Origin of the sequence: Streptomyces barkulensis (assembly GCF_002843305.1) — a bacterium.
In the GTDB taxonomy this organism is placed as follows: domain Bacteria; phylum Actinomycetota; class Actinomycetes; order Streptomycetales; family Streptomycetaceae; genus Streptomyces; species Streptomyces barkulensis.
This window is the reverse complement of the sequence record NZ_PGSG01000087.1, coordinates 1-26183: the sequence shown is the minus strand read 5'-3', so window position 1 is coordinate 26183 and position 26183 is coordinate 1. Positions and strand designations below refer to the sequence as shown.

27 protein-coding genes are annotated in these 26183 nt (G+C 73.1%); 19 read left to right on the top strand and 8 right to left on the bottom strand.

The annotated features are described in order from the left end of the window. The first annotated feature begins 92 nt into the window (after window positions 1-92). Both CUT83_RS15730 and CUT83_RS15725 read left to right on the top strand, forming a co-directional pair. Window positions 93-1316 (top strand): hypothetical protein, encoded by a 1224-nt coding sequence (locus CUT83_RS15730; protein WP_101256469.1) that lies wholly within the window; start codon window positions 93-95, stop codon window positions 1314-1316. Between the two features lie 208 nt (window positions 1317-1524). After that, window positions 1525-2604: a glutamate--cysteine ligase gene (locus CUT83_RS15725; protein WP_101256468.1), complete on the top strand. Its 1080-nt coding sequence runs from the start codon at window positions 1525-1527 to the stop codon at window positions 2602-2604. A gap of 38 nt (window positions 2605-2642) precedes the next feature. On the opposite strand, the gene CUT83_RS15720 is transcribed toward CUT83_RS15725, so the two are convergent. Next, on the bottom strand, window positions 2643-3104 hold the full coding sequence (locus CUT83_RS15720; RefSeq protein ID WP_101256467.1) for a hypothetical protein: 462 nt from the start codon (window positions 3102-3104) through the stop codon (window positions 2643-2645). Between the two features lie 223 nt (window positions 3105-3327). Between CUT83_RS15720 and CUT83_RS15715 the strand changes: the two genes are divergently transcribed. From CUT83_RS15715 to CUT83_RS15700, 4 genes are all read left to right on the top strand, one after another. Next, window positions 3328-3966, top strand: a complete 639-nt coding sequence (locus CUT83_RS15715; protein WP_240958427.1) for a hypothetical protein — start codon at window positions 3328-3330, stop codon at window positions 3964-3966. Between the two features lie 229 nt (window positions 3967-4195). Further along, window positions 4196-5839 (top strand): catalase, encoded by a 1644-nt coding sequence (locus CUT83_RS15710; RefSeq protein WP_101256466.1) that lies wholly within the window; start codon window positions 4196-4198, stop codon window positions 5837-5839. A 114-nt stretch (window positions 5840-5953) separates the two neighbouring features. Next, window positions 5954-6226, top strand: a complete 273-nt coding sequence (locus tag CUT83_RS15705; RefSeq protein ID WP_093848697.1) for a DUF4235 domain-containing protein — start codon at window positions 5954-5956, stop codon at window positions 6224-6226. Window positions 6227-6616: 390 nt separating this feature from the next. Next, a complete protein-coding gene (locus tag CUT83_RS15700) occupies window positions 6617-9841 on the top strand; it encodes a glycosyl hydrolase 115 family protein (RefSeq protein WP_439145004.1) in 3225 nt (1074 codons plus the stop codon). Between the two features lie 78 nt (window positions 9842-9919). On the opposite strand, the gene CUT83_RS30995 is transcribed toward CUT83_RS15700, so the two are convergent. Next, the gene (locus tag CUT83_RS30995; protein ID WP_240958425.1) at window positions 9920-10903 is read right to left on the bottom strand and encodes a DUF2637 domain-containing protein; all 984 of its coding nucleotides are present in this window, start codon (window positions 10901-10903) and stop codon (window positions 9920-9922) included. 290 nt (window positions 10904-11193) lie between these two features. On the opposite strand from CUT83_RS30995, the gene CUT83_RS15690 reads away from it, so the two are divergent. The 5 genes from CUT83_RS15690 to CUT83_RS15670 all read left to right on the top strand — a co-directional run bounded on the left by CUT83_RS15690 (window position 11194) and on the right by CUT83_RS15670 (window position 14282). Then, a complete protein-coding gene (locus CUT83_RS15690) occupies window positions 11194-12075 on the top strand; it encodes a glycoside hydrolase family 19 protein (protein ID WP_173915089.1) in 882 nt (293 codons plus the stop codon). A gap of 159 nt (window positions 12076-12234) precedes the next feature. Continuing rightward, window positions 12235-12648 carry a site-specific integrase gene (locus tag CUT83_RS15685; RefSeq protein WP_101256464.1) on the top strand — a complete coding sequence of 138 codons (414 nt, stop codon included), beginning with the start codon at window positions 12235-12237 and terminating at the stop codon, window positions 12646-12648. 105 nt (window positions 12649-12753) lie between these two features. Further along, window positions 12754-13104 (top strand): hypothetical protein, encoded by a 351-nt coding sequence (locus CUT83_RS15680; RefSeq protein WP_420882494.1) that lies wholly within the window; start codon window positions 12754-12756, stop codon window positions 13102-13104. Window positions 13105-13187: 83 nt separating this feature from the next. Then, on the top strand, window positions 13188-13724 hold the full coding sequence (locus CUT83_RS15675; protein WP_240958435.1) for a DUF1360 domain-containing protein: 537 nt from the start codon (window positions 13188-13190) through the stop codon (window positions 13722-13724). A gap of 6 nt (window positions 13725-13730) precedes the next feature. Beyond that, window positions 13731-14282, top strand: coding sequence for an ATP-binding protein (locus CUT83_RS15670; protein ID WP_241524802.1), 552 nt, complete (start codon window positions 13731-13733; stop codon window positions 14280-14282). A gap of 33 nt (window positions 14283-14315) precedes the next feature. Here CUT83_RS15670 and CUT83_RS15665 read toward each other — a convergent pair whose 3' ends face one another. After that, window positions 14316-14708 carry a hypothetical protein gene (locus tag CUT83_RS15665; RefSeq protein ID WP_101256461.1) on the bottom strand — a complete coding sequence of 131 codons (393 nt, stop codon included), beginning with the start codon at window positions 14706-14708 and terminating at the stop codon, window positions 14316-14318. Between the two features lie 99 nt (window positions 14709-14807). Here CUT83_RS15665 and CUT83_RS15660 point away from each other — a divergent pair, with 99 nt between their 5' ends. Further along, window positions 14808-15599, top strand: coding sequence for an alpha/beta hydrolase (locus CUT83_RS15660; protein WP_206606927.1), 792 nt, complete (start codon window positions 14808-14810; stop codon window positions 15597-15599). Window positions 15600-15656: 57 nt separating this feature from the next. Next, window positions 15657-16136, top strand: a complete 480-nt coding sequence (locus CUT83_RS15655; protein WP_101256460.1) for a phosphatase domain-containing protein — start codon at window positions 15657-15659, stop codon at window positions 16134-16136. A 24-nt stretch (window positions 16137-16160) separates the two neighbouring features. Here CUT83_RS15655 and CUT83_RS15650 read toward each other — a convergent pair whose 3' ends face one another. Next, entirely contained in the window at window positions 16161-16793 is a 633-nt protein-coding gene (locus CUT83_RS15650) for a DedA family protein (RefSeq protein ID WP_101256459.1), read from the bottom strand. 233 nt (window positions 16794-17026) lie between these two features. Here CUT83_RS15650 and CUT83_RS15645 point away from each other — a divergent pair, with 233 nt between their 5' ends. The 3 genes from CUT83_RS15645 to CUT83_RS15635 all read left to right on the top strand — a co-directional run bounded on the left by CUT83_RS15645 (window position 17027) and on the right by CUT83_RS15635 (window position 19886). Next, window positions 17027-18682, top strand: coding sequence for a glycoside hydrolase family 13 protein (locus CUT83_RS15645; protein ID WP_240958421.1), 1656 nt, complete (start codon window positions 17027-17029; stop codon window positions 18680-18682). A 245-nt stretch (window positions 18683-18927) separates the two neighbouring features. After that, window positions 18928-19521, top strand: a complete 594-nt coding sequence (locus CUT83_RS15640; RefSeq protein WP_101256581.1) for a TetR/AcrR family transcriptional regulator — start codon at window positions 18928-18930, stop codon at window positions 19519-19521. Further along, window positions 19518-19886: a DoxX family protein gene (locus CUT83_RS15635; protein WP_101256458.1), complete on the top strand. Its 369-nt coding sequence runs from the start codon at window positions 19518-19520 to the stop codon at window positions 19884-19886. The genes CUT83_RS15640 and CUT83_RS15635 overlap by 4 nt, the downstream gene beginning before the upstream one ends. Before the next feature lie 352 nt (window positions 19887-20238). Here CUT83_RS15635 and CUT83_RS15630 read toward each other — a convergent pair whose 3' ends face one another. Next, a complete protein-coding gene (locus CUT83_RS15630; RefSeq protein ID WP_101256457.1) occupies window positions 20239-21003 on the bottom strand; it encodes a TetR/AcrR family transcriptional regulator in 765 nt (254 codons plus the stop codon). A gap of 140 nt (window positions 21004-21143) precedes the next feature. Between CUT83_RS15630 and CUT83_RS15625 the strand changes: the two genes are divergently transcribed. Both CUT83_RS15625 and CUT83_RS15620 read left to right on the top strand, forming a co-directional pair. Then, window positions 21144-22127, top strand: a complete 984-nt coding sequence (locus tag CUT83_RS15625) for an ATP-binding cassette domain-containing protein (RefSeq protein ID WP_101256456.1) — start codon at window positions 21144-21146, stop codon at window positions 22125-22127. A gap of 64 nt (window positions 22128-22191) precedes the next feature. After that, window positions 22192-22917 carry an ABC transporter permease gene (locus CUT83_RS15620; protein ID WP_101256580.1) on the top strand — a complete coding sequence of 242 codons (726 nt, stop codon included), beginning with the start codon at window positions 22192-22194 and terminating at the stop codon, window positions 22915-22917. A 55-nt stretch (window positions 22918-22972) separates the two neighbouring features. Here the strand turns inward: CUT83_RS15620 and CUT83_RS30130 are convergent, their stop codons facing one another. Further along, window positions 22973-24358 (bottom strand): hypothetical protein, encoded by a 1386-nt coding sequence (locus CUT83_RS30130; RefSeq protein ID WP_158239021.1) that lies wholly within the window; start codon window positions 24356-24358, stop codon window positions 22973-22975. A gap of 386 nt (window positions 24359-24744) precedes the next feature. Between CUT83_RS30130 and CUT83_RS15610 the strand changes: the two genes are divergently transcribed. After that, complete coding sequence (locus tag CUT83_RS15610; protein ID WP_240958419.1) at window positions 24745-25128, top strand: hypothetical protein; 384 nt, start codon at window positions 24745-24747, stop codon at window positions 25126-25128. Between the two features lie 50 nt (window positions 25129-25178). Here the strand turns inward: CUT83_RS15610 and CUT83_RS30325 are convergent, their stop codons facing one another. Together CUT83_RS30325 and CUT83_RS15605 are read right to left on the bottom strand one after the other, a co-directional pair. Next, on the bottom strand, window positions 25179-25349 hold the full coding sequence (locus CUT83_RS30325) for a hypothetical protein (RefSeq protein WP_165869647.1): 171 nt from the start codon (window positions 25347-25349) through the stop codon (window positions 25179-25181). A 361-nt stretch (window positions 25350-25710) separates the two neighbouring features. Further along, a partial coding sequence (locus CUT83_RS15605) for an RNA-guided endonuclease TnpB family protein (RefSeq protein WP_143688532.1) occupies window positions 25711-26183 on the bottom strand: 473 nt, incomplete at its 5' end.

Genomic DNA, 26183 nt, shown 5'->3' with positions numbered 1-26183 from the left:
TGTGCGGGCGGTGTGCGGACATGTAGGAATGTCCCTTCCTGATGATCGATTCACGTCGGCACGTGATCGGAAGAGACAAGGAAGAGCGCGTCATGTCTGTCCGACCGCCCACCCCCGGGAACGACGCGAACGAACCGGGAGGCGGGCGGCCGGACATACCGGACGAGGCGTGGGAGCGCTTCGTCGGTGAGTGCGGGACCTCCTCCGGCTCCGCACCCAGGGAGCCGTCCGCCCGGGCGCGGATGGTGACCGAGCGCCTGCGGAAGGCCGACGAGGAAGCCGCCGCGAGGCGGCGGACCCGGCGCTGGGGCGGGAAGAAGCGGCAGCCCGAACCGTGGCAGCCCGAGGGCTGGCGCACCGGCCCCGCCTGGCAGGAGATGGAGGGCGGCCGGCGCGGACGAGGGCGACTGGGCCGGGCCGGCATGGCGCTCGGCGCCGGTGTGACCGTGCTGGCCCTGCTCTACGCGCTCGATCCGGCGCTGGTGCGCTCCTGGCTGCCCGACGGCGCCCACGGCGCCGGACCGGCCGCGCCCCTGCCCGCGGAGACCGCCGCGCCCGCCGCCGCGCCAAAGGAGGAACTCCTGCCCGGCCGGCCCACGGTGGAGCAGCCGTTCGCCGGGTCGCCCGCCAAACGGTGGGCCGAGGGCGCGGACGCCATCGAGGTGCCGAAGGCCACCGCGGTCGGCGGTGTGCCCGCCGCCGAGATCCGGGCCGCCCTGGAGCGCACCAGGAAGTTCCTGGTCGCCGCCAACCTCGACCGCGACGTGCTGTACGGCGCCGAGCCCGCCGAGGCCCTGGCCCTGCTGGACCCGCTGATGGGCGAGACCGTCGACCGGATCAGGAAGTCCCTGGACAAGCCCGGCGAGGACAACGACCCCACCTGGCTGTTCACCCGCTTCGACCGGGACGAGGTCCGCCTCGCCGGCGAGGCGGTCAAGGTCCGCGGCCGGATGGAGGTGACCGAGAACGAGCAGGGGGTTCCGCGCATCCGCGCCGACTACACCTTCGTCTACCCCCTGGCCCGCGCGGAGGGGGGCGAGGAGGTCGCCCGCACCGTCGTGCGCCGCGTGCTCGACGTCGACGTCCTGCACGGGCCGCGGTGGGAGCACACCGAGGGCACGCTGTGGATGTACGGCTACAACGGGGACATCGCCAACGACACCTGCGACGAGCACGACGGCTTCATCCACCCGCAGTTCGTCGCCGACCGGTACGCCAACCCCGCCACGGGCGAGGAGAGGGACCCCTACGACCGCAGCAGGCCGGTCGAGAAGTGGACCGGGGAGGGGGAGTGCCTGGTGGCCTCAAGGACCTGAGCCGCTCCCGCACCGGGCCGTTCGGCCCCGGCCCGGCCTCCCGAGCCGGTGCGGGGCCGGGGCGGGGCCGGGGCGGTGGTGCTCGTTCCCCGTCCGGCCCTTCCGTGACCCGTTCGCTTCGCCCGGTCGTGTGACCGAACCGTGGTGCGTACTCGTGCCCGGCGGGGGAAGTCGCTGGACCGGACGACCGCCTGAGGAGGCTGTGGCGATGAGAAGCGTCGGTGTCGAGGAAGAACTGCTCCTGGTGAGCGCGGACAGTGGTGAGCCGCAGGCCGTCTCGGGAGCGGTGCTGGCCTCCGCGGGCGAGGACGAGGAACTGGAGAAGGAGCTCCAGGAGGAGCAGCTGGAGACCGGGACCCGCCCGCGTACGCAGATGGTGGACCTGGCCGTGGAGGTGCGCCGGTGGCGCGGCGCGGCGTCCCAGCGGGCGCGCGCGGTCGGGGCGGAGGTCGCGGCGCTGGCCACCTCGCCGCGGGCGGTCGACCCCTCGCTCAGCCCCGGTGAGCGCTATCTGCGGATGGCCGGCGAGTACGGGCTGACCGCCCAGGAGCAGCTCACCTGCGGACTCCACGTCCATGTGAGCGTGGAGTCCGACGAGGAGGGGGTCGCCGTCCTGGACCGGATCCGGCCGTGGCTGGCCCCGCTGCTGGCGATGAGCGCCAACTCCCCCTTCTGGCAGGGGGAGGACAGCGGATACGCCAGTTACCGCAACCGGGTGTGGGGCCGGTGGCCGTCGGCGGGGCCGGTGGAGGTCTTCGGCTCGGCCGGGAACTACCGCGAGCGGGTGCGCTCGATGATCCGGACGGGAGCGCTGCTGGACGAGGGGATGATCTACTTCGACGCCCGGCTGGCGCGCAACTATCCCACGGTCGAGGTGCGGGTCGCCGACGTGTGCCTCGACGCCCGCGACACGGTGCTGCTCGCGGCGCTGGTCCGCGCGCTGGTGGAGACCGCGGCCCGGCAGTGGCGCGCGGGCGACCCGCCCATGCCGGTGGACGTCGGCCTGCTGCGCCTGGCGGCGTGGCGGGCGGGCCGCTCCGGACTCTCCGGTGAGCTGGTGCACCCGGTGACCTTCGAGCCGGCCCCCGCGGAGAGCGTCGTGGGCGCCCTGCTCGACCACACCGCCCCGGCCCTGTCGGACGCAGGCGACCTGTCCCTGGCCAAGGAGGGGGTCGAGGATCTCTTCCGGCGCGGCAACGGCGCCGCCGCCCAGCGCGCCGTCTTCGAGGAGACGGGCGGCGATCTGAGCGCCGTCGTGGCCGAAGCGGTGCGCAGGACCGTGGCCTGAACGTGGCCTGAACCGGGCCCCGCCCGCACGGGCGGGGCTCAGCGGCTGGCCGCGTCCTTGACCATCGCCGCGGCCAGCACCCTCTGCTTGAGCCGGGCGACGCAGTCCTCGCAGGCGGAGAACACGGTCGTCCTCCCGCGGTAGCCGACCTCCGCGAGAGGGCTCAGCGGCACGTCGCCCCGCCCGCACCACAGCCAGCAGACGGAGCCCCGGCCGGCGGGGGAGGGGCTCTCCATCTGCTCCTCCAGCCGGCCGATGCAGTCCTCGCAGGCGTACAGCGGGGCATGGGTTCCCCAGGAGACCACCGGTCCGAGCCAGGTCACCGCCGTGCCGCTGCGCAGGCACCACAGCCAGCAGTCGCCGACGACCCACGTGCACCGGCCGTCCTCCGTCTGTAGCGCCTGCTCCGGTGGCTTCGCGGGCGGCTCGGGACACGAGGAGCCCGGCGGGGAGCCGGGCGGGGCGCCGCACTCCCGGCCGGTGTCCGTCTCGGTGGGCACGGGGCGCCTCCTCTCCACGCGGGGGAGCGGCCGTCCGCTCTGTGGCCCCCCGTCATGCGTACCCCGGATCGACCGGCGGGTACAGCGGACTTCGGGCCAGCCTCAGGGGCGCGCCGGCTCCCCCTCCGGCAGCGGCCCGGGTGGGGGAACCGGGCTCGCCCACCTGCGCGTCCACTGGTCGCGGCCGTCGGAGGGACGGCCATGGACAGGGGGGTACACCACTGTGTTTCGGACATCACGAGAAGCGCTGCTCCGGGCAGCGGTCGTCGCGGCGGCGGCCGTCGCGGCGCTGACCGCCTGTCAGCCGGAGGACCTGCCGGCGGACGACGTCCCGGCGTCCGCGGTCCCGGGCGCGTCGGCGGCCGCATCCCCGAGCGCGTCGCAGCCGGCCGCGCCGGACGGTCAGCGGTCCCTGGTGGACGCGGCGGAGGCGGGGGGCCTGCGCAAGCGGACCGGGGAAGGCGCCGCCGGGGACGTACCGGTCGACCCGGGGGAGATGCGGGACGGCATGCGACTGGTCGTCAGCCGCTTCGCCGGCCCGGACGGCGGCGACCCGGTCCTGTTCGAGGGCGTCGACAACGTCCCCGAGGACACGAACAAGCGCCGCGAGCATCTCTTCCGCGGCATGCTGGAGTACATCGAGTGGGACCCGGAACTGGGACAGCCCCTGGCGCGGCCGGTGGCCGACCCGGGGCCGCTGGGCGGCTCGGTGGAGTGTCTGATGGCCTCCCTCGCCGAGAACGGCCAGGTGGTCTGCGGCTGGGCGGACGAGAGCACCGCCGCGGTGGCGCTGTTCCCCGACAGCACCCTCGACGAGGCCGGGAAGCTGTTCGTCGCCATGCGTGGCGATCTGGAGCGCTGACTCCGTATGTGCGTGCCGGTACACGGCACGCACATACGTCCGCACGCCGGTTTGCCCTTGACCCCTGCAGGGGGCGAGGGCAAACCGGCGTGTTCGGTCTGCGCGTTCCCCGCGGCGCACCGATGGCCGATGTGAAGGTACGAAAGGGGCGGATCGGGGTACAGGCACACGCGCGCGGCGGTTCCGGACGCCTCCGCCGCGCGAACCCCCGTTCGAAGGAGACCAGTACGTGACCGAGACAGCCAGGCAGCGCGACGACCGGCCGGTGCTCACGAACCGGCAGGGCCACCCGATCCACGACAACCAGAACCAGCGCACGGTCGGCGCCCGGGGTCCCGCCACGCTGGAGAACTACCACTTCCTCGAGAAGATCAGCCACTTCGACCGGGAGCGCATCCCCGAGCGGGTGGTGCACGCGCGCGGCGTGACGGCCTTCGGCTACTTCGAGGCGTACGGCTCCTGGGGCGACGAGCCCATCGCGCAGTACACCCGCGCCAAGCTGTTCCAGGAGCGGGGCAAGCGCACCGACGTGGCCGTCCGCTTCTCCACGGTCATCGGCGGACGCGACTCCGCCGAGACCGCCCGCGACCCCCGCGGCTTCGCGGTGAAGTTCTACACCGAGGAGGGCAACTGGGACCTGGTCGGCAACAACCTGGGCGTCTTCTTCATCCGGGACGCCATCAAGTTCCCCGACGTCATCCACGCCCTCAAGCCCGACCCGGTGACCTTCGAGCAGCGGCCCGAGCGGATCTTCGACTTCATGTCGCAGACGCCCGAGTCCATGCACATGCTGGTCAACCTCTTCAGCCCGCGCGGCATCCCCGCCGACTACCGGCACATGCAGGGCTTCGGGGTCAACACCTACAAGTGGGAGAACTCCGACGGCCGCACCATGCTGGTCAAGTACCACTGGATGCCCAAGCAGGGCGTGCGCTCCATGACCGAGGAGGACGCCGCGAACGTCCAGGCCGACAGCCTCGGCCACGCCACCAAGGACCTGTACGAGGCCGTCGAGCGGGGCGAGTACCCCGAGTGGGAACTCCTGGTGCAGATGATGGAGGACCACGAGCACCCGGAGCTGGACTTCGACCCGCTGGACGACACCAAGACCTGGCCCGAGCAGGAGTTCCCGCCCAAGCCGGTCGGCCGGATGGTCCTCAACCGGATGCCGGACGACTTCTTCACCCAGAACGAGCAGATCGCCTTCGGCACCGGGGTGCTGGTCGACGGCCTGGACTTCTCCGACGACAAGATGCTGGTCGGCCGCACCTTCTCCTACAGCGACACCCAGCGCTACCGGGTGGGCCCCAACTACCTCCAGCTACCGGTGAACCGGGCCAAGGCCCCGGTCCACACCAACCAGAACGGCGGCCCCATGGCCTACGAGGTCGACCCCCGGGGCGAGAACCGGCACGTCAACTACGAGCCGTCCACCCTCGGCGGGCTCCAGGAGGCGGAGGGGCCGGGCTACGGCGAGCAGGGGCCGGAGCTCAGCGGCAGGCTGACCCGCAGCCGCATCCCGCGGACCAACGACTACCTGCAGGCCGGGCAGCGCTACCTGCTGATGGAGGACTGGGAGCGCGACGACCTGGTCGCCAACTTCACCGACCAGTTCAGGCAGTGCCCCCGGCACATCCAGGAACGGATGGTGTGGCACCTGCTCCTCGCGGAGAACGACCTCGGACTGCGGGTGGGCGAGGGGCTCGGCATCTCCCCGCAGGACGTGGCGAGCCTGGAGCCGCTGCCGAACCAGCAGCTCACCGACGAGGACCGCGAGCGCCTGGCGAACCTCGGCAAGAACCCGCCGCGGGACGTCGAGGGTCTGACGATGACCCACTGCGTCCCCGACGAGCGGCATGTGGTGACCCGTTGACCGGCGCGTACGCGGTGTGGCGCGGCGTGTACGGGGAAGCCGTGGGAAGACCCGGGCGGCCCGCGGCGGGAGCGTCCGGAACAGTCCCGCGGACCCGGTAGGAGAGAACCGGTCATGAAGAAGAGGAAGCAGAAGCTGGTGTACAGGCCCGTGGGGTTCGCGCTCGGCACCCTGGGCGGCCTGGTCGCGAGCACCGCCTTCAAGAAGGCGTGGAAGGCGATCAGCGACGAGGACGACGCGCCCGACCCCGGGGACGAGGACCGCAAGCTGGGCGAGATCCTGCTGGCGGCCGCGATCCAGGGCGTGATCTTCTCGGTGGTCAGGGCGGCGGTGGACCGCGGCGGTGCCGTCGCCGTCCGCAAGCTGACGGGTACCTGGCCGGGCTGAGCCCGCACGGCCGCCCCGGAGGGCGGCGCACCACGGCGGCGGGGCCGTACGGACGTCCGTACGGCCCCGCCGCCGTGGTGCGGGGCGGGCCCGGAGCTTTCGGGACCACCGGCTTCCGCAGGTCCGGTCGGCCGAGGGGGCTTGCGGCGGCGCGGCCGCCCGAGGGAGGCGCCACCACGCGGGGGCGTCGTCACGGCGGGGGCGTCGTCACGGCGGCGAAAATTTTCGGATCGCCGGACGGTCCCTTCTTGTGGATTGCGCCCTCAACCGCCGTGTAAACCGCGGAAGTTCCGTGGTGGAGAGCCTTGACCGGAGCATGCCTCGGTGATTCCATTTCCGGAATCGTTCCGGAACGATCAGTGTGCGCTTCCCTCCAGTCCTCTCCCGTCCATGACCTGCGGAGATCGAACAATGAGAAGGCCCGACACCGGTCCACAGGCACCCGGGAACGCCAGCCGGCGGACGTTCCTCGAATTGATTCCGCTGACCGCGGCCGCCACCGCCGTACCCGCCGCCACGGCAGCCCCGGCCGCCGCGGCGGACCGGGACAGAGGCGGCGGCAGGCACCGCGGAGGCTCCGACGCCTACATCTCCTTCTCCCGCCGAACCGGGAGCTTCCCCCTCGTCGCGGACGGCCGCGCCGCGCCGATCGTGGTCAGCGGCGGCGACCACCCGGGCGTACTGCGGGCGGCGGAGGACCTGCGCGAGGACATCGGGCGCGTCACCGGTGTCGAGCCGGCCCTCAAACGGGCTGATGCCCCGCCGCGGCGCGCCGAGGCCGTGATCGTCGGCACCATCGGGAGGAGCCCGCTGATCGACCGGCTCGTCGCGGACGGCAGGCTGGACGTCTCCGGCATCGCGGGGAAGTGGGAGACCACCGTCGAGCAGGTGGTGGAGAACCCGGTGCCGGGGGTGCGCCGCGCCTTCGTCATCGCCGGCAGCGACCAGCGCGGCACCATCTTCGGCATCTACGAGACCACCCGCCAGATGGGCGTCTCACCCTGGCACTTCTGGGACGACGTACCGCCGCGCCGCCACGACGAGCTGCACGTGCTGCCCGGCCGCCACACCCAGGGCACCCCGGCCGTGAAGTACCGCGGCTTCTTCATCAACGACGAGAACCCGGCGCTGGGCACCTGGGCGCCCGAGTACTTCGGCCCCGGCCACGCCCCCGGCTTCCCCAACGGATTCAACAAGGAGTTCTACGCCAAGGTCTTCGAGACCCTCCTCCGTCTCAAGGCCAACTATCTGTGGCCGGCCGTGTGGGGCCGGGCCTTCGCCGAGGACGACCCGGCCAACCACGCCACCGCCAGGGAGTACGGCATCGTGATGGGCACCTCGCACGAGGCCCCCATGATGCGCGGCATCGAGGAGTGGAACCGCCACGCCACCCCCGCGAAACGCGACGCCGAGGGCAACATCACCGAGCCCGGCAGCGACCCCTACGGCGGCACCGGAGAGTGGAGCTTCCGCCGCAACCGGCAGGCGATCGAGGCGTACTGGGCCGACGGCGTCCGCCGCATGACCGAGGAGGACTTCGAGGGGGTGGTCACCCTCGGCATGCGCGGCAACGGCGACGTCAGCCTGCCCGACGGCGACGGCATCGACCTGATGCGGTCCATCCTCGACAGCCAGCGCGAGATCCTGGCCGAGGTCACCGGCAGACAGGACGTCACCGGCGTCCCGCAGGTGCAGACCCTCTACAAGGAGGTCCAGCGCTACTGGGACAAGGGCCTGCGCCCGCCGGACGACGTCACCGTCGTCTTCTGCGACGACAACTGGGGCAACATGCGCAAGCTCCCGGACCAGTCGCTGCCGAAGCGCGCCGGCGGCTACGGCATGTACTACCACTTCGACTACGTCGGAGTCGGCCGCAACTACAAGTGGGTCGACACCGTCAACCTCGTCAGCACCTGGGAGCAGCTCCATCTGACCCACACCTACGGCGTGGACCGCCTGTGGGTGGTCAACGTGGGCGATCTGAAAGCCGAGGAGCTGCCCACGCAGTTCTTCCTCGACTACGCCTGGGCCCCGGAGCGCTGGCCCCTGGAGCGGCTCCACGAGTGGGGGCGCGGCTACGTCGCGCAGAGCTTCGGCCCCGAGCACGCCGACGAGATCGCCTCGATCCTGCACACCTACGGCGTCCTGCAGGCCCGCCGCAAGCCCGAGCTGCTCAACCGCCGCATCACCCTGGACCCGGCCAGGGACCTGTCCAGGGACGAGGAGGCGGTGGTCCACGACGACCAGGCCAGCCCGTACCACCTCAACCACTACGGCGAGACGGCCCGGGTCACCGAGGAGTGGCGCCGCCTGGCCGGGCGGGCGGAGAAGACCGGCCGCAGGCTCCCGGAGGAGGACAGGGACGCCTACCACCAGCTCGTGCTCTACCAGGTGAAGGCCACCGCCAACCTCTACGAGCTGCGCGAGGCGGAGTTCACCAACCTCCTCTACGCCGAGCAGGGCCGCGCCGCCACCAACCGCTACGCCGACCTCACCGACGAGCGCTTCGCCGACGACCGGGCGATGTCGGACTACTACAACAACATCCTGGCCGGCGGAAAGTGGAAGGGATTCCAGACCCAGCCGAAGATCGGCTACGGGGACGTGGAGCGCTACGGGCCCGACGCGCCCTGGCAGCAGCCCCAGACGCCCGACCACGTCGCGCTGCCCGACGAGGTCTTCCCGGCGGTCAGACGCATCGAACTGCCCGACCGCGCCGAGATGGGCGTGGGCATCGACGGATCCGACCTGTGGTGGCCCGAGGCGGACGCGGAGGCGGTGCTGCCCGCCTTCAGCCCGTACCAGAACTACCCCGAGCAGTACATCGAGGTCTTCAACCGCGGCAGCAGGCCCTTCGACTACCGCATCACCGCGGCCGAGCCCTGGGTGCGGATCAGGCGTGCGCGCGGGCGGGTCGAGGAGCAGGTGCGCGCCACCGTGCGGATCGACTGGAGGAGGGCTCCCAAGGGCGTCACCAGGGTGCCCATCACCGTCCACGGCCCCGGCGGCGCCACCGTGGAGGTCCAGGCCGTCGTCGAGAACCACCGGATGCCGCGGCGGGGGCCGCGGGGCTTCGTCGAGGCGGACGGGCACATCTCCATGGAGGCCGCGCACTGCTCCCGGGCCGTCGGGACCGCGGGCATCCGCTGGAAGCGCCTTCCGGACATCGGGCGGGCGGAGGACGGGATGGAGCCCTACCCCGTCACCGCTCCCAGCCGGGAACCCGGCGGCCGCGGGCCGCGCCTGGAGTACGAGATGACGCTCACCACGGCCGGCGAGGTCGACGTATGGGTGTATCTGTCGCCGCGCAACAACGTCCTGCCGACGGAAGGCCTGCGGTACGCCGTCTCGATCGACGACGCCGAACCGCGGACGGTGAACGTCACCACCGCCACCGGCGCCGACGACACCTACATGAACAGGCGGTGGGCGAGGAACACCTCCGACAACGTCAACCGCACCGTCACCCGGCACACGGTCGGCCGGCCGGGCGTCCACGTCCTGAAGCTGTGGATGGTCGACCCGACGGTCATCGTGCACCGGATCGTCGTGGACACCGGCGGTCTGCGGCCGAGCTACCTGGGGCCGCCGGAGAGCCGTCGGGCCGGCCGCTGAGGAGCGGCGCCGCACCATGACGAGAGCCTGCCGGACGGCCCCTCAAGGGCCGTCCGGCAGGCTCCGTTCCCGCGTCCGTCAGCCGCTTCGCCCGGGGCGCCCCTCCCCGGAGGGGCGCCCCGGACCGGCCACGCGGTACGTGGTCCGCCTTCGGGGAAGCGGGCCACGCTGCGGCAGCGGCGCGGGCCGGCGGGGCAGGGCGTGCCGGGGCTGGGTGAGGGTGATCTGCCCCACCAGCTGGTGGAAGCAGGCCAGGGCGGTGATCGGGGGGAGGCCCGCGGCCGCCACCCCGGTCAGGGTCTTGGGGGCATGGGCCACGCACAGGGCCACCGCCACGGCCGAGAAGAGGATCACCACCGCCCAGGAGTGCCGGACCCGGCGCCGCAGCACGGTGGCGCGCAGAATCGACAGGGAGCCGGTGAGCCAGGGTCCGTAGATCAGCAGGGGCCACCACCGCGCCAGGTCGGCGGGCACGGTGGGCCCGGCCAGCAGGCGCAGGGGGTCGTAGGAGACCAGTCCGCCCAGCACGCTGACCATCGCCACGATGCCGGCGGTCAGTGCCGCCACGGCGTAGCTGAACACATGCAGCAGCGACAGCTCCGGCCGGTGCGGCGTCCGGCGCCTGCGGCGGTGACGGCGTTCGGCGGCCGAGCGCCCCGCCCGGCGGGCGGGAGCGGCGCTGCCGCCGGAGTGGCCCGGCTCTCCCGTGTCCCCGGCGTCGAAGCGGCGCAGCACCCGGGTGGTCTCGTCCTCCGCGGACGGTTCAGGCCCGGTGTGCGCCGCGCCCCCGTGGTGTTCGGGGGAGCGGGGCCGGGCATGGGGCTGATTGTGCTCCCTGCCGTGGGGCCGGTGCGGTGTGTGACCGGAGTCCCGCAGCAGCTTGGCGAGTTCGGCCTCGAAGTCCCAGGACGGGTCGAGGACGTCCACGTCGGGCGGGGCGGGGGCCCTCTGCTCCGGCACGAACCACGGATCGAAGTCCGGATGGACACCGGTGCGGTACCAGTCGGGGTCCGGGTCCGCGGGCGTTCCGTACGGATCGAAGTGCGGTCCCTGGTCACTCACGGCGGCTCGATCCGGGAAGGCGGGCCGCGGGCGTGGAAAACGGATCTGGTGGAGTCACGTCCACAACAACGAAGGCGGGACCCGACCGGATGACCGGCATTCGGGTGAAGTCTCAATTCATACGATCACGGTGAATGACCTTCCTCCCGGTTGGATGGCTCCGGCGGCTCCGGCGGCTCCGGCGGAAACGGATCTGGTCCATACCTTGACTGGTATATACCAAGGCGCTTGAGTGTTCCCGGTCAACCCTTCACCCCGAAAGGGAAGTTCACGTGCTGAGAAAACGCCTCATGGCGGGTCTCGCCGCCTCCGCCCTCGCAGGCGCCCTGGCGGTCGCCGTCCCCGCGACCTCCGCTTCCGCCGCCGAGTGCGCGACCCCGTGGAGCTCCTCGGCGGTCTACCTCGGCGGGACGACCGTCTCCCACAACGGCCACAACTGGACCGCCCGCTGGTGGACCCAGAACGAGGCGCCGCCCGGCACCTCCGGAGTCTGGAGCGATCAGGGCTCCTGCGGCGGCGGTACGACCCCGCCGCCCACAGACCCGGATCCGTCCGGATTCGTGGTCGGCGAGGCGCAGTTCAACCAGATGTTCCCGAACCGGAACTCCTTCTACACCTACCAGGGCCTGAAGGCGGCCCTGAGCGCCTACCCGGCCTTCGCCGGCACCGGCGGCGACACGGTGAGGAAGCGGGAGGCCGCCGCCTTCCTCGCCAACGTCAGCCACGAGACCGGCGGCCTGGTCCACATCGTGGAGCAGAACACCGCCAACTACCCGCACTACTGCGACAGTGGGCAGCCCTACGGCTGCCCGGCCGGCCAGGCCGCCTACTACGGGCGCGGTCCGATCCAGCTCAGCTGGAACTTCAACTACAAGGCGGCGGGCGACGCGCTGGGCATCGACCTGCTGCGCGACCCCTATCTGGTGGAGCGGGACGCGGCGGTCGCCTGGAAGACCGCCCTGTGGTACTGGAACACCCAGAGCGGGCCGGGCACCATGACCCCGCACGACGCGATGGTGGGCGGGCACGGCTTCGGCGAGACCATCCGCAGCATCAACGGCTCCCTGGAGTGCGGCGGACGCAACCCGGCCCAGGTGCAGAGCCGGATCGACAACTACCAGCGGTTCGTCCAGATCCTGGGCACCACTCCGGGCGACAACCTCACCTGCTGACAGGGGAGTTGCGGTGGAGGGCCATGCGGACCTCCACCGCAGTCCGCCGCCCGCGCTCGCCGCGGGCGGCGAGCGCGGGCGTTTCGCGGTACAACCTTCACAGGAAGGATCCTTCCTACCCCTATCCGCGGACGTGTCCGGCCGGAATACTGCCGGGCCATGACGCTCACGGACGAACGCATCACCGCCGAACGGCTCGAGGAACTGCTCGCCGACGACTCCATCGACATGGCACACCGCGCCCTGTGGCTGCTGCTGTGGGAGGGGGACCTGCGGGTGCTGGACCTGCTCTCCCTGGAGATCCAGGACGTGGATCTGCGGGCGAGGCGGGTGACCGGGGTGTGCGGCCGGGCGGTGCCCGAGGGCGAGGGGAACATCAGCGAGCGGGCGGCCGGACTGCTGCGCGAGGTGGTCGGCGGCCGGGAGAGCGGCCCGCTGCTCGCCACGGGGAACCGCGCACTGGGCTGGGAGCAGGTGATGCTGACCGCGGGGGAACAGGGCCATGCCATCCACGAGTTCCGCGCGGGCGGCAGGCTCCACCGCCGGGAGGAGCCGGCCGCGGACTCCCGGTAGCCGCGGCCGCCGTACCGCACGGGCGGTGGCCGGGGCCGCGGCCGGAAGGAGGGGAGGGACGCGGCCGAGCGGCGGACGCGGAGCCCCCGGGAGCTGCGGAAACCGATGAGAAGGAGTGTGGGGACGGCGCTCGGGGAAACCCGTACACCCGTGTCAGTGAGCAAGCGATACGCCGTGGCCGCGTCGGGCCGGTGGATCGACGACGAGGACGGCGTCCGGCTGCCCGCGGGCGAGGCGCACGCCTGGGAGCGGGGCATGAACCAGACCGTGTGCGGACTGTCCCTCAGCCGCTCGCGGCTCGACCGCTTCCCGCATGTGACGTGGGCAGACGTCATACCCGAGTCGGGCGGCGCGGCCGACCGCGTACGGCGGCTCTGCCCGCGGTGCGCCTCGGTCGCGGGGCGGAGAGGAGCCGAGGCGCGCCCCCGGTGGCGGCGTACGAACCCCAGGCCGTGACATGGGCGGCCCCGGCACGGGCGCGAGGCGCGGGACGGCCGGCGCGGGGTCCTTTTTCCGGACCGGTGACGAGGAGGAGCCGAATGAGTGATGCCATGGACCAGGCCGCAGAGACGGTGGGCCGGGTCACCGGCGCGGACGGGTACTCCGAGGAGGGGGAGGTCTCCCTGCGCGGACTCGCCACGCTGGCGGGCGTCTACGCGACCGGTGCGGGGGTGTTCGCCTGGCGCATGAGGGCGTCGGGCCGGCAGCTGCCCGAGCGGATCCCCCCGCTGGACCTGCTTCTGATGGGGGTCGCCACCTACCGCAGCTCCCGACTGCTCACCAAGGACAAGGTCACCAGCTTCCTGCGGGCCCCCTTCACCCGCCGCACCGGCAGTCTCCACGGCGCCGAGGTCATGGACGTGCCCCGCGGACACGGACTGCACCGGTCCGTGGGCGAACTGCTGGCCTGCCCCTTCTGTGTGGCGGTGTGGATCGCCGGCGGTCTGACGGCGGGCTACGCCACGGCTCCGCGCGCCACCCGCCTGGTCACCTCCTGTCTGAGCAGCGTGGCCCTGTCCGACTGGCTGCAGTACGCCTGGAGCCTGACCCAGCAGAAGGCCGAGGGCGAGGGCTGAGAGGCCGTGGCGGCACCGCCGCCCGGGCGGGGGCCCGGGCAGGAGCAGGCCCCGGGCCAGGGGCGGCGGGCGCCTGTGGAACTGGCCGTGCTGGTGGGACTCCAGGGCTCGGGGAAGACGACCTTCCGCGCCCGCTGCCTCCCCGCCGGGTACACCGTGGTCAGCAAGGACCTCTTCCCACGCTCCGCCCGGCACCGGCAGCGGCGCCAGATGCGCCTGGTGGAGGAGGCGCTGGAGCGGGGGCGGCCGGTGGTCGTGGACAACACCAACCCGTCACCGCTGGAGTGGGCTCCCCTGATCGCCGCGGGACGCGCGTACGGGGCGCGGGTGGTGGCGTACTGGTTCCCGCCGGACGTGCCGAACGCCCTGGCGCGCAACGCCGCGCGCCGGGGCGGGGAGCGCGTGCCCGAGGCGGGCTTCTTCGACACCCTCCGGCGGCTGCGCGAACCCCGCCGGTCGGACGGCTTCGACGCGGTGCGTGAGGTGCGGACCGACGGCCGCGGCGGGTTCGACGTACGGGACGTGCCGGACGTGCCGGACGTACGGCCCGGGGAGTAGGGCCGAGGGGCCCGCGCGCAGGGCCGGCGGCCGTCACCCGCGCCCGGTGTCCTCCTCACCGGTCTTCCGCGGTTCCTCTCCGGCCCGCTCCCCGGCCGGGCCGTCCCGGTCGACGACCCCGGCCGGGTCCTCGCCCACGACCGACCTGCCCGGCCGGGCGCGCGCCGGGCCCGCGGGCTGCCCGCCGCCGGTGGTGCCGTAACTTCCGGAGAGGCCCGGCGGCATGTCCGCGTCGGCCTCCTCCCTGCTGATGTGGCGCCTGGCCCGCACATTGGCCCGGCGTTCGCCGTAGGGATAGTCGAACGGACGGGCCTCGCCGCGTTCGCGTTCGGCCTCCTGGATCTCCTGGACCCTGTCGTCGTCCGGGGTCCACTTCGACGGGGTGTCCCCGCCCGCGTTCCTGTTCGTGTCCTTTTTGTCGGCCATGCGGGGTGCGTACCCCTGGGGGAGGCGGGCATGCGCCGTGCCGCCGGGGGTACCCCCGGCGGCACGGCGCATGCGGCGCCACGGGAGAGGGGAGCGGAAGTGACCGGGACGGACGCGGGAGAGGGTGCGGGCGGTGCGCCGGGGCCGGAGCGGGCCCGCCCCCACCCGGAGGCCGGGGACGACCTGCCGCACGGCCGGCTGTCCGCCCGGCCCTCCGCCTCCCCGCCCCCGGTGTCCCCGCCCGGGGCCGGGGAGGAGGGCCCGGGTACGCACCGGCTGGAGGGGCGGGCGCTGCTGCGTGTTCCGCCGCCGTCGGGGGCCGGGGCGCCGACGCGGCCGTACTGGCTGGTGGTGGTGCTGCACGGGGAGGGGGGAACGGCGGAGCAGGCGCTGACCTGGCTGCTCCCGCAGGCCGGATCCGGCCGGCTGCTGCTGCTCGCGCCCCAGGCGGCCGGCTCCACCTGGGATGTCACAGGCGGTGGTTACGGCCCGGACGTGGCCCGGCTGGACGCCGCGCTGCGCGGTGTCTTCCGGCGTTTCCCCGTGGACCCGGCGGGGGTGGCGGTGGCGGGCTTCTCCGACGGGGCCTCCTGTGCGCTCTCGCTGGGGCTGGCCAACGGGGACCTGTTCGGTGCGGTGCTGGCCTTCTCACCGGGGTTCCTGGCGCCGATGGTCCACCACGGACACCCCCGGATCTTCGTCTCCCACGGCCGGGACGACCCCGTCCTGCCGGTCGGCACGTGCAGCCGCCGCCTCGTCCCGCGGTTGGCGCAGTCCGGTTACGCGGTCACCTACCGGGAGTTCGGCGGTGGCCACGAGGTGCCGTCCGAGCTGGCCACGGAGGCGCTGCGCTGGTGGGTGGACGGCCCGAGGCCGGTCGCACGGCCGTGACCGGCGGGTGCGAGCATGGCGCGAGTGCCACTGCCCCACCGCACCCGGAGGTGACCGATGGCGTCCCGCTCGCTGGCGGTGTTCGACCTGGACGGAACACTCGCCGATGTCCGCCACCGCCTGCACCTCCTCGACGGGCGCCGCGACTGGGGCGCATTCTTCGCCGCGGCCCCCGACGACCCACCGCTGGCCGAGGGCGTCGAACTGGCCCTGACCGCCGCCGGGGAGCACGAGATCGCGTACGTGACCGGGAGGCCGGAGCGGTGCCGCCGCGACACCCTGCGGTGGCTGGCCCGGCACGGCCTGCCGGGCGGGCCGCTGCTGATGCGCGGGGGGCGGGACCGCCGCCCGGCCCGCGTCGCCAAGCCCGAACTGCTGCGGAGCCTGGCGCGGGGGCGCACCGTCGCCCTGGTGGTCGACGACGACCACCAGGTCTGCGACGCCTACGAGGCGGACGGTTTCACGGTGGTGCGGGCCGGGTGGATGACGGCCGGACCCGTTCTGGAGGAGGCGCAGGAGGACGAGGGGCGCACCTGAGACGAGGCGTGGACCCGAGGCGCCCTACCCGTCGCCGCGGCGGTACCGCACCGCGCGGACGGCGACGAAACCCACGACGGCCACGACGATGACGGCCACCACGGCCCTGGAGTACATCGAGACGTAGCCCGACACCGTGTGCCAGTTCTCCCCGAGGGCGTACCCGGTCAGCACGAAGAGGGTGTTCCACAGCAGGCTGCCGAGTGTGGTCAGCGTCAGGAACGTCGCCGCGGGCATGCGCTCGATGCCGGCGGGCACCGAGATCAGACTCCGGAAGACCGGGACCATCCGCCCGAAGAAGACCGCCTTGGTGCCGTGCCTGGCGAACCACGCCTCGGTCCTCTCGACGTCCGAGGGCTTCAGCAGCGGGATCCTCCGCGCGAGGGCCAGGGTCCGCTCCCGGCCCAGCAGCGCGCCCGCCCAGTACAGCAGGAACGCTCCGGCCACCGAGCCGAGCGTGGTCCACACAAGAGCGGCGAAGAGGCTGATGTCGCCGCGGCTGGCGGTGAACCCGGCCAGCGGCAGGATCACCTCGCTCGGCAGCGGGGGGAAGAGGTTCTCCAGGGCGATGGCCAGCCCCGCCCCGGGGGCGCCGAGGGTCTCCATCAGGCCGGTGGCCCAGTTCACCAGGCCGTCGGTCTGCTGCGCTGCGGACATGTCTCTCCTCACACGGCCCGGTGCTGTGGAACGGGCACGGACGGTGTGAGGACGGCTACCCGGGCCTTCCGGGGCGAACCGCGTGACGGCGGCGGGAGAGCCGGAGCGGCGAGTCCGGACATCATCGGACATGGCATATGTCACGCGCTCGTATCGCGGGCATTTCTTGACCGTGAACCACGTTACGGCCCAATAATTCGGCTTGTCTTACAAGCGGGACCCGAGAGGCAGCCGTGACACAGAGCACGTCCCGAGGCGACGACGCCGACTGGTGGCGGGAGTCCGTCGTCTACCAGATATACGTGCCCAGCTTCGCCGACGCCGACGGGGACGGCATGGGCGACCTGAGGGGGGTCACCGACCGCCTCGGCCACGTCGCCGAACTGGGCGCGGACGCGGTGTGGCTCACCCCCTTCTACCGCTCGCCCTGGGCCGACGGCGGCTACGACGTCAGCGACTATCGCGACGTCGACCCCCGCCACGGCACCCTGGAGGACTTCCGCGAGCTCCTGGAAAGGGCCCACGCCCTGGGGCTGAAGGTCATCGTGGACATCGTCCCCAACCACTGCTCCGGCGAGCACCCCTGGTTCGCCGAGGCGCTGGCCTCCCCACCCGGCTCACCCGCCCGCGACCGCTTCGTCTTCATGGACGGCCGCGGCCCGGACGGCGGCGAGCCGCCCTCGGACTGGCAGTCCAAGTTCGGCGGCGGGGTGTGGACCCGGGTGCCGGACGGCCAGTGGTACATGCACATCTTCGCAGCCGAGCAGCCCGACCTGAACTGGGAGAACCCCGAGGTCGTGGCCGAGTTCGAGAGCATCCTGCGGTTCTGGCTGGATCTGGGCGTCGACGGTTTCCGCATCGACGTGGCGCACGGCATGCGCAAGGACCTCGCCCTGCCGCTGCGCGACACCAACGGATCGGACTCCGCCCCTCTCAACGCGCCGCCCGAAGGACACGACCACCCCTTCTGGGACCGCGACGAGGTCCACGACGTCCACCGGGCCTGGCGGAAGATCCTCGACGAGTACACTCCGCCCCGGATCGCCGTCGCCGAGGCGGGCGTCAGCCAGGCGCGGCTGCCGCTGTACACCCGGCCCGACGAACTCCACCAGGCGTTCAACTTCCCCTATCTGCGCTGCCCCTGGGACGCCGGCGCCTACCGAGAGGTCATCGACTCCTCGCTGGAGGGCGCCCGCTCGGTCGGCTCGCTGCCCACCTGGGTGCTGTCCAACCACGACGTGGTGCGCCACCTCAGCCGCCACGCCCTGCCCGCCGGCGCCGACACCGTCGCCTGGCTGATGTCGGACGGCCGCGAGCCGGCCGCCGACCAGGAGGCGGGCCGCCGCCGGGCCCGCGCCGCCGCTCTGCTCACCCTGGCGCTGCCCGGCACCGCCTACCTCTACCAGGGTGAGGAACTGGGCCTGCCGGAGGTGGCCGACCTGCCGCGCGAGGCGCTGCGCGACCCGATGTGGGAGCGGACCGGGAACGCCCGCAAGGGCCGCGACGGCTGCCGCGTACCGCTGCCCTGGGAGCGGTCGGGCCCCTCCTGCGGGTTCGGCCCGGGCGGGAGCTGGCTGCCGCAGCCCGACGGCTGGGGCGAGTACTCGGTGGAGGCCCAGACCGGCCGGCCGGGCTCCTTCCTGGAGCTGTACCGGGCGGCCCTGAAGACCCGCCGCTCCTTCACCGGGGACGAGAGCTTCACCTGGCTGCCGGCCCGGGAGGGCGAGCTGGCCTTCCGCAAGGGCGCCCTGGAGTGCCGGGTCAACCTCTCCGGCGCCCCGCTGCCCCTGCCGCCCTGTGAGGCCGGGCCGCTGCTGGCCAGCGGCCCGTGCGACGGGCGGACGCTGCCGCCGGACACCGCCGTCTGGCTGGACGCCCTGCCGCGCTGACCCAGGGGGCCCCGCCTGCCGGGGCGCCACCGGGCCCTCTCGGCCCGCGTCCCCGGCGGGCGCGGTTCGGAAGGGCCCGGCTCCTTTGTGGACCAAGGTGGGCTGTTGTCCGTGCGGCGGGCCGGGATCCGCGGTTCAGGCATCAGCCACGAAGAGTCGTGGGGCAGCACGGTGGGCCTTCGCGAACCACTCCGTGCCGACCGGCGCTGTTGTGCCGGTGCAACCGCGCCCACTACGTTATGAACATGTTCAGTGAACGTGTTCAGGAGACTCGCGCCGAACGGAAACGGCGGACCGCCACCCGCATCATCGAGGCCGCCGGAGGACTCTTCCGGGAGCGTGGCTTCCAGGGCACGACGGTGCGGCAGATCGCCGCGGAGGCGAATGTCTCCGTGGGCGCCGTCATGGCGGTGGGGGACAAGGAGTCCCTGTTGAGCCTTGTCTACGACCAAGCCATCGCCGCCCGCGTCCCCGCGTCGGCGGCGGGGTCCGCAGCCTCCGCAGTCGACTACCTGGCCCATTACTTCGACCCGTTCCTCGATCTGTTCACCGAGAACGAGGAACTCGCGCGCTCGTACTTCCGGGCCCTGACCCGAGGCCGACCCGAGAGCGCGGCCCTCGGCGGGCTGCGCACGTTGGCCGAGGGCGATCTCACCGCCGCGATGGTGAGGGCGGGAATACCCGGCCCCCTCGCCCGGCATGGTGCGCAGGTGATGTTCACCAGCTACCTGGGTGAGCTGATGATGCTTGCCGCGGGATCCACCGACCGGCGGCAGACGGCGGCCGGGATCCGGCGCACCGCCGAATTCGTCACCGCATGCGCAGGGAACGACCGATGACCCTGTCTGAACTCCCGTCCCCCGTCTGGCCGGTCCTGATCCTGATCGGGGTACAGGCGGGCGACGCCGCGATGATGCTCCGTCCACCGGGATTCATCGTCGACTGCCTGGACGGCGTACGGTTCCCGCGCGACTGGTGGTGGGTGCTGATCACCTTCAAGGCGGCCTCCGTGGCTGGGCTCATCGCCGGGCTCCGGGTGCCCGGGGTCGCCATGACGACCACTGCTGCGATCGTTGTCTACTTCCTGGCGGCCGCCGCATCCCATATGCGTGCGCGAGCTTTGAACTCCGCGTTCTGGGTCAACTGCCTGGGCATGCTGCTGCTGTCCCTGGCTGTGCTCATGGTGAGCTTCGTGCGCCTGTGACTCACCGTGGGCGCCGTCGTCGTGACAGTGCCGGGACCGCCCTCGGACACGAAGCCGCAGGGTCCTCCATCGGTGGTTTCCGCGTTCGCCACAGGTGTCCTGGAGCCGTGCGGAACCGTGCCTTCAAGGTTCCGGCGGTCCTGTTCGGCCTCCAGCGCCGGCTCCGGAGGGCGCGTGGTCGCGGACCGTGGTGCAGCCGGCGGAGCCCGAAACCGCGCTCCGCCGCCAGACGCTCCCGGACCCTGTCAATCGTGTGCCTCTGCTTCCCCGGCGCCGCCGGGTCCTCGCGCAGCATCGCGCCGATGAAGCCCTTGGCCGGCTCCCGGGCGCCCGGCAGAAACACCGCCGTGCGTCAGCGGCCCGTCTCGCTCCGCGTCCGCACCAGCGCCTCGACGCCGTCCAGCAGGCGCTCCAGGCCGAAGGCGAAGTCGTCGTCGGGGCCCTCCGCGCCGTCCATGGCCCCCGAGGCGAGGAGCGCGGTGACAGCCGGGAAGCGTTCGGGATCGGTCAGTCTGTCCAGCAGCCGGGTGTAGGAGGCCATCGTCTCGGCCGTGCTCCGGCCCGATGCCCTGGCGGCGGCCTCGATGTCCGCCATCAGGGTCGCCTCGTTCCGGACGAAGCCGCTGACCAGCAGGATGACCTGCACCTTCTCGCCCTCGTCCAGCCCGGTGCCGCGCAGGCAGGCCAGGCCCCGCTCCATCCAGGCGACCGAGTTGGGCGTGATGGGCGGCGAGCTGACCGGGATGCGGAGCATCCACAGGTTGCGGTGCAGCACCTCCCGGTGGGAGCGGGCCCAGTGCGCGAGCGCGGCCCGCCAGCCCTCCTCCTCCGGCACGGGTCCCTGCGGAGGCGGCCCCGAGGCGGTGTCCTCCATGAGGACCAGGAGTTCCTCCTTGGAGGCCACGTACCGGTACAGCGACATCGTCGAGACGCCGAGGGCGGTGGCGACCCGGGCCATGGAGACCGCCGCGATCCCCTCGGCGGCGGCGAGTTCGATCGCGGCGCCGACGATCCGGGACACGCTCAGCCCCGGACGGGGTCCCTTGCCGGGGCGTTCGCGCAGGCCCCAGGCGGTCTCCACGCCGGGAGGCAGGCCGTCGCCGCTGTCCTTCGCCATCTTGTCGTGCCCGCCCTCGCCGCTGTGGTGCTCTCCGTCCGGTTGACCGCCATCCTAGGGATGTGTATACCCTACGCAATAGCGTGTATGTCATACGCAGAAGCGTGCCCGGGGCGCGCGGGACAAGAGGGGGAGCCGTCATGGCCGACGAACCGGTGGTCGAGGCGACCGGCCTGGAGAAGTCCTACGGCCGGGTGAGAGTCCTGGCCGGAGTGGATCTGGAGGTGGCGCGCGGCAGCGTGTTCGCGCTGCTGGGGCCCAACGGGGCCGGCAAGACCACCACCGTGCGCATCCTGTCCACACTGGTGCGCCCCGACGCGGGCCGGGCCCGCGTCGCGGGCTTCGACACCGTGCGCGACCGGCGCGAGGTGCGTCGCCGCATCAGCCTCACCGGCCAGTACGCGGCGCTGGACGAGCAGCAGACCGGCGAGGAGAACCTCCGCATGATGGGCCGGCTGTGCGGGCTGACACGGCGCCGGGCCCGCGAGCGCGCCGGGGAACTGCTGGAGCGGTTCGATCTCACCGGCGCCGCCGACCGCAGGGCCGGCGCGTACTCGGGCGGGATGCGCCGCCGTCTGGACATCGCGGCGGGGCTCGTGGCGAGCCCCGAGGTCGTCTTCCTCGACGAGCCGACGACCGGGCTCGACCCGCGCGGCCGCCAGGCCATGTGGGAACTCGTCGCCGGCCTGGCGGCCGCCGGCACCACGGTCTTCCTCACCACCCAGTACCTGGAGGAGGCCGACCGGCTCGCCGGCCGCATCGCACTCCTCGACGCGGGCCGGGTGGTCGCCGAAGGCACCGCCGCCGACCTCAAGAGGCGGGTGGCCGGACGGCGTCTGGACCTCACGCTCACCGACGCCGCCGCCTACGGGCGCACCGCGGATCTGCTCGGCGTGCGCGCCGTGCACCGCGAACCGGACCGGCTGCTCCTGGGAGTGCCCACCGACGGGAGCGCGGCGCGGGTACGGGCGCTGCTGGACGAGATCGATCCGGACCGGGACGCGGTGGCCCGGTTCACCGTGCACGAGGCCACCCTCGACGACGTCTTCCTGGCGCTCACCGGCCGGGCCGCCACCCCTACCACCCCCGCCGCCCCCGCCCGCAAGGAGCCCGCCCGTGTCTGACCTCACCGCACCCCGCGCCGCCGCGCCCGGGGGCCCGGCCCGCGCCCTGACCCACTGCCTGGTCATGGCCGCCCGCTGCACACGGCTGTCCATGCGCAACACCGACGCCCTGCTCACCTCGCTGATACTGCCGGTGATGCTGATGCTGGTGTTCGTCTACTTCTTCGGAGGGGCGATCGACACCGGTACCCGGTACATCACCTACGTCGTCCCCGGAGTGCTGGTGCTGTGCGCCGGCTACGGGGCCGCGGCGACGGCCGTCGGCGTCGCGGGCGACATGGCCGAGGGCGTCGTCGACCGCTTCCGCTCCCTGGACGTCGGCGGTACCTCCGTGCTGGCCGGGCACGTGGCGGCCAGTGCCGCGCGCAACGCCGCCGCGACGGCCGTGGTGCTCGCCGCCGCCTTCGCCATCGGCTTCCGGCCGGAGGCCGACGCGGCCGGCTGGGCGGCCGCCGCGGGACTCCTGGCCGCCTACGTGCTGGCCCTGTCCTGGCTGTCCGCCGCGGTCGGCCTGCTCGCGAAATCCACCGAGGCCGCGAGCGGCTTCACCTTCCTGGTGCTGTTCCTGCCCTACCCGAGCAGCGCCTTCGTCCCCGTGGAGACCATGCCGGGCTGGCTCCACGGCTTCGCCGGGCACCAGCCCGTCACCCCGCTCATCGAGTCGCTGCGGGGACTGCTGCTGGGACAGCCGGTCGGCGGCGCGCCCTGGCGGGCGCTGGCCTGGTGCGCGGGGATCCTCGCCGTCTCCGTCGTGGCCTCCGGGGCGCTCTTCCGCCGCCGCACGGCGTGAGAACCGGGCGGGCCCGGCTTCCCGGGCCCGCCCGGCAGCGGGGTGGGGGAGGGGCTCAGAAGTCGCCCCCGCCGCCGAAGCCGCCCCCGAAGTCCCCGCCTCCGAAGCCTCCGCCGAAACCGCCTCCGTCTCCACCGCCGAAGCCTCCGCCGAAGTCCCCGCCGTTCTCGCCGCCGTAACCCCAGCCGGGCCCGTAGCCGTAGCCCCAGCCGCCCATGCTGCTGCCCAGGACCGTTCCGAAGAGCAGGCCCGGCAGCAGCATCGAGCCGTAGCCGCCGTAGTAGCCGCCCATCCACGGGCCGTAGGCCGGGCCCGCGTCCCAGTAGGGCACCCGCTCGCCGGTCGCCGTCGGCACGGTCCGCACCGCAGGGTCCAGGCCGTCGTCGAGCCGGGCGGCGTCGGCCGCGCAGACCGGCACCTCGCGGGGCGAGCCGCCCGGGGGCGCCCACTCCACATCGCGCGCGGACGGCCCGTGCCGGGGGTCGAAGAAGCACGGCGGCCGCCGCTGGGGCAGCTCCCGCCCCTCCCTCCGGGCGTCCAGCACCGCCAGGGCGAACCGGCCGTCCTCCAGCGCCTCGGACACCGCCCGTACGTCGTCGGGGCGGCGGGCCGCGTCGGAGGCTTCCTTGGCCTTCTCGTAGGCGTCCAGAGCCCGTCGGTAGTCGTCGAGCATCTCCGGGGTGACGCCGGGGGCGGAGGGGGAGAAGTCGAGCCGGTCCAGGGCCTCGCCGTAGGAGGTGATGTCCTCCTGGACCGCCGCCCGCACCTGCTCCAGTTCGGCCCGCTCCTCCTCCTGCCGCCGCTTGCGCGAGCGCCGGGTGAGGAACAGGCCGCCCAGCGCGAGCACCGCCAGCACGGCCAGGAAGCCCACCAGGACGCCGGCGCCACCGGTGCCGCCGGTGGTGTCCCGGTCGCCGTAACCGCCCGTGCCGCCGTCGGTGCGCGCGGCCGACTGCACGTCGGTGACGAAGCCGCTGAGGATCCGGTCCGGTTCACCGGAGTGCTCCCGCAGATTGCGCTGGGCCAGCTCACTGGCCGTCGAACCGGCCAGCACCCCGGCGTCCGAGGCGGCGCCGAACTGCGAGCCCAGCGCGACGGCGTACACGCCGGGGCGTCCCACCTCCGAGCGCAGCCGGTCGAAGACGGCGTCGCCCCCGTAGGAGGAGTCGTCGGGCAGGACGGCGATGTAGACGGGGACGTCGCCGGCCCGGATCTGCTCGGTGAGCCGGTCGGCCTCGGACTTCGAGAGTTTGTCGGAGGCGGCCGGATCGACGTAGACGGGATCGTCCCGCAGCGCGGCGGCGACCTCGTCGAGGCCGGTGGCCGCCCGGGCGCCGCCCGCGGGGGAGAGGAGGGCGGTGGTGAGGGCGAGCAGGACGGCCCAGAGCAGAGCCGCCCGCCGCCCCCGGAGTATGTGAGAGATGGGGCGGTTTGTCCTCATGATGTCCCGCTACCCAGCCGCCGTCCGGTCACCCGGGAAGGCCGGGGAAAAGTGCGCGGGGGCGCGGGAGCGGGGCCCGGTGCGGGGGAACACCCCAGAATGGTTTACGGTTGAACCAGATGCGGGTGCCGACGGACGCGAACGTGCCTCTTCCCCCGGGCACCGCCCTCCGGGCACCCGCCTCCCAACCGGCCCCGGTCGAGTTCTCCCCCGTCTCGGCCGGGGCCTTCCCTCCCTTCCCCCGCGATTCCCTCCCACGGGGCGCCTCGCGGGGGAGCCGCCGGAGCGCGGCCGTACCATGGAGGACGCCCCGGCCGCCCGGAGCGGGAGCCCCGCCCTTCCTTCTTCGTCCCCCGCACGGATTCCAGCTCTGCACGGAGGCCTCGTTGTCCTCGTCGTCCTCGTCGTCCCCGATCTCGATCGGAACCGCCCGCCACTTCCACCCCGCGGGAACCCCGGGGGACATCTGCCGCGACCACAACCGCGCCGCCCTGGCCACTGTGGTGGCCGCCGAGGCGTGCCGCAGGGGATACGGGCCGGACCTGAGCGACGAGCAGATCGACGAGTGCGCCGAGTCCGCCGGGCGCAAGCCCCCCTCGCCCACTTCCCGGAAGGCGATCCGGGCGGCCCTCGGGCCGCCGGTCACCGCCGAGGACGCACCGCAGACCGTGGCGGCGGCCGTCTTCGACGCGCTGCCCTCGAATCCGGTGCGGGTGGTCGGGCGTGACGGCCGGGAGTTCTTCCTGGTGCCACTCCCGGCCACCGCCTGACGGCAGCGCCCGGCGCCCACGTCCTCAGAGGCGGTCCGGGCGGACCCGGGTCATTCGGGGCGGTGCTGCGCCTCGCCCAGCTCTCTCCAGTCCAGGACCTCACGGGTCTCGCGCAGTATTCGCTCGGCCGCCTCGCGCGTCTCGGTGGGGACGTCCCCGAGCTCCTCCAGCAGACCCTCGTAGATCGGCGGGTGCTCGGTCCGGGTCGCGGTGGTCGCCATGGTGCGGATCCTCTCTCTCGTGTCACGGGCGCCGTGAGCGACCCGTGGTGCGGCCGTTCGCCGCGCCCCAGATCGTTTCACGTGCCGGTCGCGCGCCCGCCGCCGCGCCCGCCATCCGGGCACGCCCACCGCGGGCACGTCCGGCCGTGGTGCGGCTGCGAACCAGCGGGCGGCTACCCGCGGCTGCGGCGGTCATGCCGCGGACCGGGGAGACCTGCGCCACCCGCCGCGGCGGCGATGAGTTCCCCGCACCGCGCCGGTCTCCACACATGCGCGCCCGTACGGTGCCGCGCGAACCGGCGCACCCGAGAGAGGAAGGAACGCGAGTTGACTTCCTCCCCCTCCTGAAGGAGGGGGATTCCTACGGCTCGCGCCGTGGGGTTTTCTGCTTCATCGCCGACTGCCCGCCCGGAGTACTCCGTTGAGGTCTTACACCAGCTCCACAGACAGACGCCGTCAGCCCGACGGCCAGGATGTTCTTCGCCGCGTTCACGTCCCGGTCGTGGGCCGTCCCGCAGTCGCACGTCCAGGTGCGGACGTTCAGCGGCATCTTGTCCTGCAAGGTGCCGCAGGTCGAGCACAGCCTGGAGGAGGGGAACCATCGGTCGATCGCGATCACCTCGCGGCCGTACCACTGGGCCTTGTACTCCAGCATGCTCCGGAATTCCGACCAGGCCGCGTCGCTGATGGCGCGGGCCAGGCTCCGGTTCTTCACCATGTTCCGGACGGTGAGGTCCTCGATCACGATCGTTTGGTTTTCACGAACGAGCCGAGTGGTGAGCTTGTGCAGGTGGTCACGCCTGCGGTCGGTGATGCGGGCGTAGACCTCGGCAG

Coding starts and splice junctions, on each gene's coding strand:
- CUT83_RS15690 (WP_173915089.1), top strand. CDS start 11,194: ATGGCGGGTCTCGCCGCCTCCGCCCTCGCAGGCGCCCTGGCGGTCGCC.
- CUT83_RS15650 (WP_101256459.1), bottom strand. CDS start 16,793: ATGTCCGCAGCGCAGCAGACCGACGGCCTGGTGAACTGGGCCACCGGC.
- CUT83_RS30130 (WP_158239021.1), bottom strand. CDS start 24,358: ATGAGGACAAACCGCCCCATCTCTCACATACTCCGGGGGCGGCGGGCG.
- CUT83_RS15675 (WP_240958435.1), top strand. CDS start 13,188: ATGAGTGATGCCATGGACCAGGCCGCAGAGACGGTGGGCCGGGTCACC.
- CUT83_RS15630 (WP_101256457.1), bottom strand. CDS start 21,003: ATGGCGAAGGACAGCGGCGACGGCCTGCCTCCCGGCGTGGAGACCGCC.
- CUT83_RS15700 (WP_439145004.1), top strand. CDS start 6,617: ATGACCTGCGGAGATCGAACAATGAGAAGGCCCGACACCGGTCCACAG.
- CUT83_RS15680 (WP_420882494.1), top strand. CDS start 12,754: ATGAGAAGGAGTGTGGGGACGGCGCTCGGGGAAACCCGTACACCCGTG.
- CUT83_RS15730 (WP_101256469.1), top strand. CDS start 93: ATGTCTGTCCGACCGCCCACCCCCGGGAACGACGCGAACGAACCGGGA.
- CUT83_RS15655 (WP_101256460.1), top strand. CDS start 15,657: ATGGCGTCCCGCTCGCTGGCGGTGTTCGACCTGGACGGAACACTCGCC.
- CUT83_RS15705 (WP_093848697.1), top strand. CDS start 5,954: ATGAAGAAGAGGAAGCAGAAGCTGGTGTACAGGCCCGTGGGGTTCGCG.
- CUT83_RS15625 (WP_101256456.1), top strand. CDS start 21,144: ATGGCCGACGAACCGGTGGTCGAGGCGACCGGCCTGGAGAAGTCCTAC.
- CUT83_RS15685 (WP_101256464.1), top strand. CDS start 12,235: ATGACGCTCACGGACGAACGCATCACCGCCGAACGGCTCGAGGAACTG.
- CUT83_RS15725 (WP_101256468.1), top strand. CDS start 1,525: ATGAGAAGCGTCGGTGTCGAGGAAGAACTGCTCCTGGTGAGCGCGGAC.
- CUT83_RS15665 (WP_101256461.1), bottom strand. CDS start 14,708: ATGGCCGACAAAAAGGACACGAACAGGAACGCGGGCGGGGACACCCCG.
- CUT83_RS15640 (WP_101256581.1), top strand. CDS start 18,928: ATGTTCAGTGAACGTGTTCAGGAGACTCGCGCCGAACGGAAACGGCGG.
- CUT83_RS15635 (WP_101256458.1), top strand. CDS start 19,518: ATGACCCTGTCTGAACTCCCGTCCCCCGTCTGGCCGGTCCTGATCCTG.
- CUT83_RS30325 (WP_165869647.1), bottom strand. CDS start 25,349: ATGGCGACCACCGCGACCCGGACCGAGCACCCGCCGATCTACGAGGGT.
- CUT83_RS15620 (WP_101256580.1), top strand. CDS start 22,192: ATGGCCGCCCGCTGCACACGGCTGTCCATGCGCAACACCGACGCCCTG.